At 54.1% G+C, this 9,029-nt stretch carries 5 protein-coding genes; 2 read left to right on the top strand and 3 right to left on the bottom strand.

What is annotated here, in order from left to right:
• Window positions 1-373, bottom strand: a 373-nt coding sequence (locus M504_RS20900) for a hypothetical protein (protein WP_047486552.1), incomplete at its 3' end; no start/stop codon positions are given.
• Between the two features lie 276 nt (window positions 374-649).
• Entirely contained in the window at window positions 650-1,318 is a 669-nt protein-coding gene (locus M504_RS20895; protein ID WP_232296404.1) for a TIGR03435 family protein, read from the bottom strand.
• A gap of 620 nt (window positions 1,319-1,938) precedes the next feature.
• Here M504_RS20895 and M504_RS20890 point away from each other — a divergent pair.
• Complete coding sequence (locus tag M504_RS20890; protein ID WP_047498389.1) at window positions 1,939-4,920, top strand: sensor histidine kinase; 2,982 nt, start codon at window positions 1,939-1,941, stop codon at window positions 4,918-4,920.
• Between the two features lie 68 nt (window positions 4,921-4,988).
• On the opposite strand, the gene M504_RS20885 is transcribed toward M504_RS20890, so the two are convergent.
• Window positions 4,989-6,476, bottom strand: coding sequence for an FAD-dependent monooxygenase (locus tag M504_RS20885; protein WP_047498385.1), 1,488 nt, complete (start codon window positions 6,474-6,476; stop codon window positions 4,989-4,991).
• Between the two features lie 252 nt (window positions 6,477-6,728).
• Between M504_RS20885 and M504_RS20880 the strand changes: the two genes are divergently transcribed.
• Window positions 6,729-8,327, top strand: coding sequence for an alpha/beta fold hydrolase (locus M504_RS20880; RefSeq protein ID WP_156994108.1), 1,599 nt, complete (start codon window positions 6,729-6,731; stop codon window positions 8,325-8,327).
• The last annotated feature ends 702 nt before the right edge of the window (window positions 8,328-9,029 follow it).

The following is a 9,029-nucleotide window of genomic DNA, read 5'->3' as shown; positions in this document are numbered from 1 at the left end:
CCTTGTAGGAATAGCGGAGATCGCCATTGGGGCGTGGAGTCGCAAGGCCACGCGCGGCTGCGGACGGTGTCGGGGAAAGCCGTCGATAGAAATGGCCACGTTCTTCAAATCCAGTGATAATTCCAGCGGCGTCGCGGCGAAAGCTGACCGGTTCCCTCGCGCCATTCAAGAAGATGTCACCTTCTTGGCGCGGAAGCTTGTACTTTGCCTCATCCAGAACCGCGAAGAGATCTGCGCCAGAGATGATGTCGATGCGTGTGTTGTTTTCGTACTCATAAGCGCCGATGTAACCGACGAGTGGAGCAGACGAAGTCTGGCAGACTGCGGACAAGGCAAAGGTCAAAAAACAGAAAAACCCAAATGTGCGTTTCAAGTAGATCTCCGCGAATAACTCAGTCTACAGCGCGTGCGGACACTGACCGTCCTCGACGCGCGCTGGGCCGCATTTTCTTAGAACAGCTCTGCGCCACCACGGACACGATGGATGAGCTGCCAGGACGAGCCGCGTTTCAATTCACCGAAAGCCGGGGATTTCCCCGGCTCCACTTTGCGGAAGTCGCTCAGACTAGTAACGAGAAACGCCCTAGCGAAAGCTTGCCCAGATCACTGACGACAAGCCGACTTCTCGAGACTGATTACTACGGCGGAATCAGTTCTCCGTTGGGACTCGGGACAGAGAGTCGATAACAACCATTTGGACTGGCACCTTCGACGGAACCAACTTCAGCCCCATAGTGTCGTTCAGAGCGTCTGAGATTGAAGGCAACATCGGCTCCGGGTCATCCTCACGAGCAAAATGCAATTCGACCTTGTAGTTGCCTTCGACTCCGGTCTTATCCCTCACTGGCAAACTCACTCGAGCGGCAAGCATGTCAGCTAACGCCCCCAGGGTCGCGCTTGGCATCGATATCAGTGTTGGTCCGGCGGTTCCACCTCTTGTAGCCTCGGGCGCAGCCGGAATCAATTTCAGTCCTTTTTTTGCCACAGTCATGTCATAGCCCCGAATCTCGCGCGTTTCGCGGTGATATTGCATCCCGAATCGCTCCGCCAGCATTGCCTGCAAGAGTGGCTTCATCTCCTCAGGTGTTAAGCGTGCTTCCACTCCTGTCTTGGCCTCGATGTCGAATTTCGCTTCATGTGCCCAGTCCGGCACGATTAATTGATTCGGATTAAGTCCGAATGCCATCTGAACCAGCACCGCCAATGGAATGGCATGCACACGGAACGCCACACCTTGCGCATTCACCAAGGTTCCCGAACTATCCTCTGGGGTCGGGCGAATGGAGACCGTCTCAAAATGCTGCGGCTTCGTGTCCACCACCTCACTCTTAGCTTCCTGCCCCAAGGAAAGTCGTCCCCAGAGCGTAGCGCCAGGGAAGTGTGCCGCCGCTAGGCCCGCAATCACCACACAGGTCCTGCCGTGACCAAACGTCTGCCTGAAAAGACTGCTGAATATCTGCACAATCCCTCCTTGCTGCATAAGTAACGATAAACGCCGTTTTCGTCAGTTGGCGATACAGGGCGTCGAGGGAAGGGACATCCCTCTGAAGTGGGAAGCGAGGATCACGAAGCGGTCGCCGCGCGGGAGGAGACTTCCCCCACGGGATACAGTCGGAAAGATTTCTATGCAAGAGGTTTCGATCTTAGGCGCTCGCCAAGAGATCACAGCCGACAGCCGGATGGAGCCTATGACCTTCTATCTCGAGTGGTTTGACGAGGACCACTCTAAGGATGCTCGGAAGAACAGAATAGTCACCGAACGAGGCGCCGTTTCGTAGGTTCAAGTCAAGGACGATCACGGCGACTGGCAATGATTGTCTCGACCCAACTGGAAACAAACCTCTGGGCAGCCCAAATTGAATCGAGCGGCAACCCTCTGTCTCTGCAGCGTTCCTAATCAGGCCGTAGAATGTTGGCAATCATCACCCAAGGGCCAGCGTGCGCGATCATTTCAGAACAACTCTCCTGAAGATTCTGACAAAGGTCATCTATGCAATTGTTGGCATTTGTTTGTTTTCGTCACAAAGTGGTTCAGCGCAGTATCGATTTACTCAGTGGACTCCCGATACGGGTTTGCCGCAGAGTGGTGTTCGCAGCATCATCCTTACTCCGGATGGGTATGTCTGGGTAGCCACCCTGAATGGCCTGGCACGCTTCGACGGTGTGCGATTTAAGGTGTACGACAAAAGCACTACGCCGGAGATGACTTCCAGCCGGTTGATCGCGATGGTCGAAACTGCCAACGGAGATCTCTGGATCCAGAGCGATGATTACAACCTCTTACGCATACATCATGGAACCTTCCAGACACTGGATGAGCACTATGGCGTCGCGCCTCGCGAAGTGAACGCGATCACTTTCGACGAGGGTAAGGTGTGGATTTTGTCTCAACATCGAGTGCTCGTCTGGAATGAGGATAAGCGGAGATTTGAGCGGGCAGAGTTCAGCACGGACGATCTTCAGTTCGAACCGCTTCGATGGCGTGGGACTGGTTTTTGGGCACAACGAGGCCAGCAGATCATTTGCTTCAATCGGGGCAAGCTTTTCACTTTTGCCATACCCAAGGGCATCAAGCCATCCGAGATCCGCGGCGTTGTGATGAGTATCAATAACGATGCATGGATAGGTACCAACGACGGTCGCATGGGACGCCTCGGCGACAAACCCGCCAACCTCACTCACGAATCGGCCAGCTTCCCTTTTCCTGGTTTATCAGGGGAAGACTGGAAGGTTGAGGTGACCCCAGATCGGTTTGAGCGTCTTCTCCATCTGCCCATAGATGGTATCGACCATGTATTTAATTTCAACGCCCTCAAGGCTGACAGTGAGGGCAATCTCTGGGTCGGGACTGAAACCGAAGGGCTTTATCGAATTCAGCGCCAACAGATCAAGGTTCTTTCCGAACAAGAGGGACTTGCGAGCAACAATACGAATCCTGTGTTTCGTTCAATGTCGGGAGAAATTTGGGCCGGCAGCTCGCCCGGTGGCTTAAGCGAGATTCGAGATGGCAAAGTAATCCATACCTTCGGAACAGCGGACGGCATCCCCGGAACGATCTCCTCCTTGTTTGAAGACAAAGAGGGCGTTCTCTGGATTGGAACTCATTCAGGAATACGCACACTCGTTCATGGAAAGATCAGGCAGCCCAACATCACCCTCGGTGACACAGGGGCGCCGTTGGTGATCCATCAGGCACCGGATGGTGCAATGCTTTTTGGCACGGAACGTGGCCTAACCTTCTACGACGGTAGGATGACGCGTCACCTCACCACCGCGGATGGGCTGGCCACCAATGATGTTCGGGTCATCGTGACGGATCGCCAGGGAGGTCTTTGGATCGGCGGAAACGGTGGAGTCACGAATCTTCGCAACGGACATATCAATCGATGGACAGAAAGCGAAGGCCTTCCGAGCAACAACATCAGAACAATCTTCGAAGATACATACGGCACAATCTGGGTCGGAACATACGACGGCGGCATCGCATGGCTTCGGGACGGCAAATGGGTGTCATTCAATAAGCGTCAGGGCCTCTTCGACAACGGCGCATTTCAAATTCTCGAAGACGAGAAAAGGCGTTTCTGGATCAGCTCGAACCATGGCATCTATCGGGTCGATCGGGATCAACTCGTTGCGGTAGCCGACAAGCGCGAACCGAGGGTTACGTCGTTTGCGTATGGCCGCGCCGATGGCATGTTGAGTGCGGAATGCAATGCGGGAGGGTGGCCTTCGGGTGTGAAAGACGCAAACGGGCTCCTTTGGTTTCCGACACAGAGCGGTATCGCAATCGTCGATCCCAAAAAGATGCTTGGTGTTAGCCAACCTCCGAGAGTTCACATTGATAGCGTCAGCATCGATGGCCTGGAGTCTACCGATAACAATTTGGTAAGGCTCAAGCCTGGTCAGACGAGTCTGGAAATCCAGTACACCGCGCTCACTTATGCGAAGCCCGAACAAGTCAGCTTTCGGTATAAGTTGGATGGCGTGGACGACGACTGGCAGCAGGTCGGTCTTCGAAGGACAGCGTACTATTCCCATCTATTGCCTGGTGAGTACACGTTTCGAGTTGCTGCGCGAAATAGCGACGGCATCAACAGTTTAAAAGATGCCGAGGTGGCCGTCAGCGTCGTTCCTTCCTTCTATCGACGCCGATGGTTTATCGTAGCCTGCGTTCTCCTCGGCCTTCTAGGGATCGCCTTCGCATGGCGTTATCGCGTGCAGCAGTTGGAACAGGCTCACATTCGACAACAGACCTTCTCTCGCCAACTGATCGCGTCACAAGAGGGTGAGCGTCGCAGAATTGCTGCGGAGCTTCATGACAGCCTTGGCCAACGCCTGATCATCATCAACAATCTCGCCCTGTTCCTACTTCGCGTGAAAGGCAAGGTGAAATCAGAAGAAGAAAAACGCGAGACGATCGAGGAGATTAGCGGAGAAGCAACCGCTGCCATGGAAGAGACGCGAGCGATCTCCTACGCTCTCCGACCATTCCAACTGGACAGACTGGGACTGACACGAGCTATCGAGAGTCTCTGCAGGACCGTTGCGAAAGCCTCTGAGATTGAGATCGAGAGAGACTTGGCAGATATAGACGATGCGTTTGCGGAAGACCTGCGGATCAACCTGTATCGAATCGTTCAAGAAGGACTGAATAACGTAGTCAAGCACTCAGAAGCCACTCACGCTGAGGTGAAGATTTATCGAGATCCTCAGCAAGTGGTTTTGACGATCCGCGACAACGGCCGCGGAATCGCAGAGAAGCCGAAATCGTCGACTCCAGGCCAAGGAGGATTCGGCATGACAGGTATGCGGGAACGTATCACGCTTCTCAATGGATCGTTTCACGTGGAGAGCAGCGCAACAACGGGGACCCTACTAACGATCCAACTCCCCGTTTTGGCAAACCAACCTAGCGTTTGAAAACTTCTTGCATTGGAGCCGCGGAGTCAGAGCAGGCGCGATATTGTTCAGACAACCGGACGACAGCTCTAAAGCCCAAGAAGATAGGCACCGACGGCCCCCGCATCGCCGCTTCTTGCACGCAATGCGACATAACCGTCTGGTCGCACCAACCATAAGCAACCTGAGTCAGATGTCGGTCGTAGCGTTGGCTCAAGAAGACCTGCAAATTCTCCCATGATGCCTTTGTAGGCACCATCATCGACCTCTGCGCACAACGCAAAGCGTGGAGTTGATCCGGTTCCAATGGCTGAGGCTTGCTCATGAACTGGCGCTCTTTCGCCCGGTGCGGGCCGGCTATGTTCAAGCCCGCAGGATGTATTCAACGGACTATCTGGATACCCGATCGCAACTTCGGAAAGTACATTCGCCATCATGTGCTGAACCGGAGCGAGTCCAAAAATCAACGAAGCAATATGATTCCGGAGCGACTGTTCGACTTCACCTCTCATCAATGCAACCTTCGTTGCTCTTCCTGTGGCCTCGAGCACAAGCTTGGCCACAGCGCTACGCTCAGCGCTGTAGCTCATGAGCAACGGTTCCGCATTGCATAGGCCGCGCGACACCAGCGCCAACTTCCACGCCAGATTGAAAGCATCATGCATGCCAGTGTTCATTCCCTGCCCACCCGCAGGGCTGTGTACATGCGCGGCGTCGCCTGCCAGGAACACACGCCCCTTGCGATAGTCAGCGACCTTGCGTTCATTGATAGTGAAGCTCGATAGCCAAACCGGATCGTCTGCCCTGAGCTCCTTCGATCCCCTGACATCGAGAATTTTCTGCACCTCTTCCAAGGTGGGATTGCCATGCACTCCAATACCATCTGATGCCGAAGCACCGACATCGGCAATGACGCGATAGCGCGTTCCCCCCAGTGGGAAGAGCGCGAGTATCCCTGCGGAGTGCCAGTGAATATTCACCGACGGTGGCCCGTCTATGCCACTAATGTGAACATCCGCAAGGATCCAGTCGTTGAGCAAAGTGCTTCCTTCAAACGTCATTCCTAGCCTGTGTCGCACAGTGCTGTGCGCACCATCGCATCCGATGAGCCATGAGAACTCAGCGTTTTCTGTGGCGCCGTCCGCGTATACCAAGTTGCAGCTAACACTGTCCGCGCGTTGCTCAAAGTCCTGCAATTCTGTTTCGCGTTCTACCTTGACGCCTAGTTCAGCTAGGTACTCTTCGAGGATTCTCTCTGTCTCGTTTTGCTGGATAAGCAGGACGAATTTAAATGGCGTATCGACGGTTGATAGATCGACCTGCGCAATCTGTTTCCCGCCCGCGAAGATGTTCGTGAACTCAACTTTGAGACCGGCCTGGATAAATCGATCTGTAACTCCGGGGCCCATCCGATCCAGCAGTTCGAGCGTACGGGACCAAATAACAATCGCCTTCGACTTATCTGTTCGCTGCGAATTCTTGTCCACAATACGAACGGATAGGCCATAACGTACAAGCTCGGCGGCCATCGTCAGACCAACTGGTCCCGCTCCTACAATCAATACATCCGTCTTCATATTCGGTTTCGCTTTCGTCCGGGCGGGACCACGCAGGTTGAATCTGAAGAAAAGTTATCTTTCCTCACACGCAGAGAACATAGCGATGACTACACAGAGGAATGTGTGGAAGCGCACGCATGCCATTCTCAGCCAGCTCTTGCGATCGGAAGAGATCGGAGTGGGCAACGAAGGGAAGTTCTTGCGCTGATGCTCCATCCGTGCAACACTCCTGCCATTCCGTGTCTATCCCATTCTTCGGGTCTGTTCTCAATGAAGCGTTTGATTGTCCTTGCCCCCAGCATCGGCCATACAACCATTGACTTTGACCCCCTGCTGGAACGCCTCAGCGATGAGCCGCTCTGGAACGAAAAACCACAGATATTGCGTTACGAACATCGGGTTCACCTGCTGAGCTCGAAGCGCGCCGATGACCTGGCTGAGGACCTCGCGCAGCGGATTCAAACGCGCTGGTACACGGAAGGCCCTTTTGACGAGATCACCTTGATGGGGAATAGCCTTGGAGGAATTCTTGTCCGCGCGGCGTACTTGCGTGGTTTGGGAAGTGCCAAGAATCGCGAAGAGCCTCAGGAGTGGGCTTCCCGGGTCCATCGCATCGTTCTATTTGCTGCCTTTAACCGAGGAGTACATCTTCGCTGGTATGAACGCTTTTCGCTCTTCTTCCTGCCCTGGGCGAGGCTTATTCGGGACATCATGATCGGCTCGGATTTCGTCACCAATGTTCGACTATGGTGGATTCGTAAGCTCAGTACGCGCGATGCGAATCCAATCGTCGTTCAGATTCGCGGTACCGACGATCGCCGCGTCGAGCGGAATGACAGCCTTGACGTGGAAGGTTTCCTCGAAGGCTTCGAGATGACACTGGAGGCGACGCACGGGAGCCTGTTGCGCTTCGATCGTGACGACTCAGGCAATGACGAAAAGTATTCAATCTTCCGGCAAGCAATCCTCGGTGACTTCAAAGAGCGGAATCATGGTGGGCGAGTGCTTGATGCGAGCCAGTCGACCTATATCGTTCTGCACGGTATCCGGGATAGCAATGACAATTGGGTTGAAAAATTGTCAAATCTGATCTCATCACAATTCGCCGGAGCCAAGATAATCCCGCCCACGTATGGGCGTTTCTCAGCGCTTCAGTTCCTGATTCCAACTCTCCGTCGAAAGAAGCTGCGTTGGTTTCAAGATCTATATAGCTCCGAGCTAGCGAAGAATCCGAAGGCAACCTTCAACTTCATCGGCCACAGCTACGGGACGTATCTGTTCGGATACAGCATCAGTCATCTCAACGGGATGGTGTTCAAGCGCGTATCACTGAACGGAAGCGTTCTGCCCGCGCAGTGGGACTGGGATCTGCACCGGAGCCAAGTTAGCGAGTTGCGAAACGCCAGGGCTCAGAAAGATTTCCCCGTAGGCGTCCTCTGCAGTGCCCTGCGCGGCATCCATATGCGGGACGTTGGCACAGCTGGCTATACGGGCTTCCAGATACCATTCGGTCAGCATTCAGAAGTCTTCTACTATCGCGGTGGTCATGGCGCGAGCGTATCGAAACAAGCACGACCGGATATCTTAGCTTTTCTGGTGAGCGGAACCGCAGGGGCGGCGATCCAAGCAGAATTTGTAGAAGAGGACGAGGGATTCAGCCGACTCTCTGCGGGCGCGTGGATCATTCCGCCGCTTTTGCTGCTCTCGTATTGTGTTCTTTGCGTGGGTGGAGCGTCCGGTGTCTATGTTTGGAAGCTTGGACCGATTGCGAGTCTGGCCCAGATATTCTCCTGGGCGTTCTTCGGCATCCTGAGCCTGATTGCCTTTGTTTTGGCTGTGATTGCTGCGATCGCACTTGCATGGATATAGAGGGCATCGGACATCTAACCCGTCTGGAGAGGCTTTCACACAGTGTCATCCCAGATGAAGTGTCTTCGATTGCAGCCCGTCGTGGACAGATATCCGAAAGATGTTGCCAGGGAGATGCATCCTATTCCTCGCCGAAGGTCACACTGCAGATGAAACACCTGTCTGTTCACAAAAGACAGTTACGGATGGACGCCGTTCTGCATAAGTCCAAATCATGATTCAACGCGACCACCGGAGCTGGATGATTTCCTTCCGGTGAGCAAGAGAGAGATGCCTTTTGGTGTATGGGAGCGGTGTTTCGAAAGACCTCAAACTCGAAAGCATCTCAATGATTTTTCTCGGAATGGCAAACCTACACACTTGGCACGACGCGCTGATCTTCGTAAGCGTCGCTGTCGTCTGCTATCCACTCCTCACCACGCACACGCTTGCGAGACGCATCACCCACCTCTCGTTCCCCAAGCGAGAAGTTCATTTCAAGCGGGAATGAATTCTAAGTTTCTTCCAGCCTCTGCCCGCGTAGTTCGGGGCATTGGATATTTCGCCACGAAGGTCGCTCTTGCAAGCGATGGGATCAGGATCTCCCGAGTATGCGGAGAGTCGGAGGCGGCCACGTGACGATGCTTGCGCGGACATGCTGGGAAAATTTGCGTTTCGTTTGGGACCGAGCAAACGAACACCACCAGATATTACGGCACAGTC

The organism is Terriglobus sp. TAA 43 (genome assembly GCF_000800015.1).
Classification (GTDB): Bacteria; Acidobacteriota; Terriglobia; order Terriglobales; family Acidobacteriaceae; genus Terriglobus.
Note: the sequence above shows the minus strand (reverse complement) of the source record. Positions and strands in the feature narration are given on the sequence as shown.

Bases quoted from the DNA above. Each gene is read 5' to 3' on its own strand.
- M504_RS20885 (WP_047498385.1), bottom strand. From the start codon at position 6,476: ATGAAGACGGATGTATTGATTGTAGGAGCGGGACCAGTTGGTCTGACG.
- M504_RS20880 (WP_156994108.1), top strand. From the start codon at position 6,729: ATGAAGCGTTTGATTGTCCTTGCCCCCAGCATCGGCCATACAACCATT.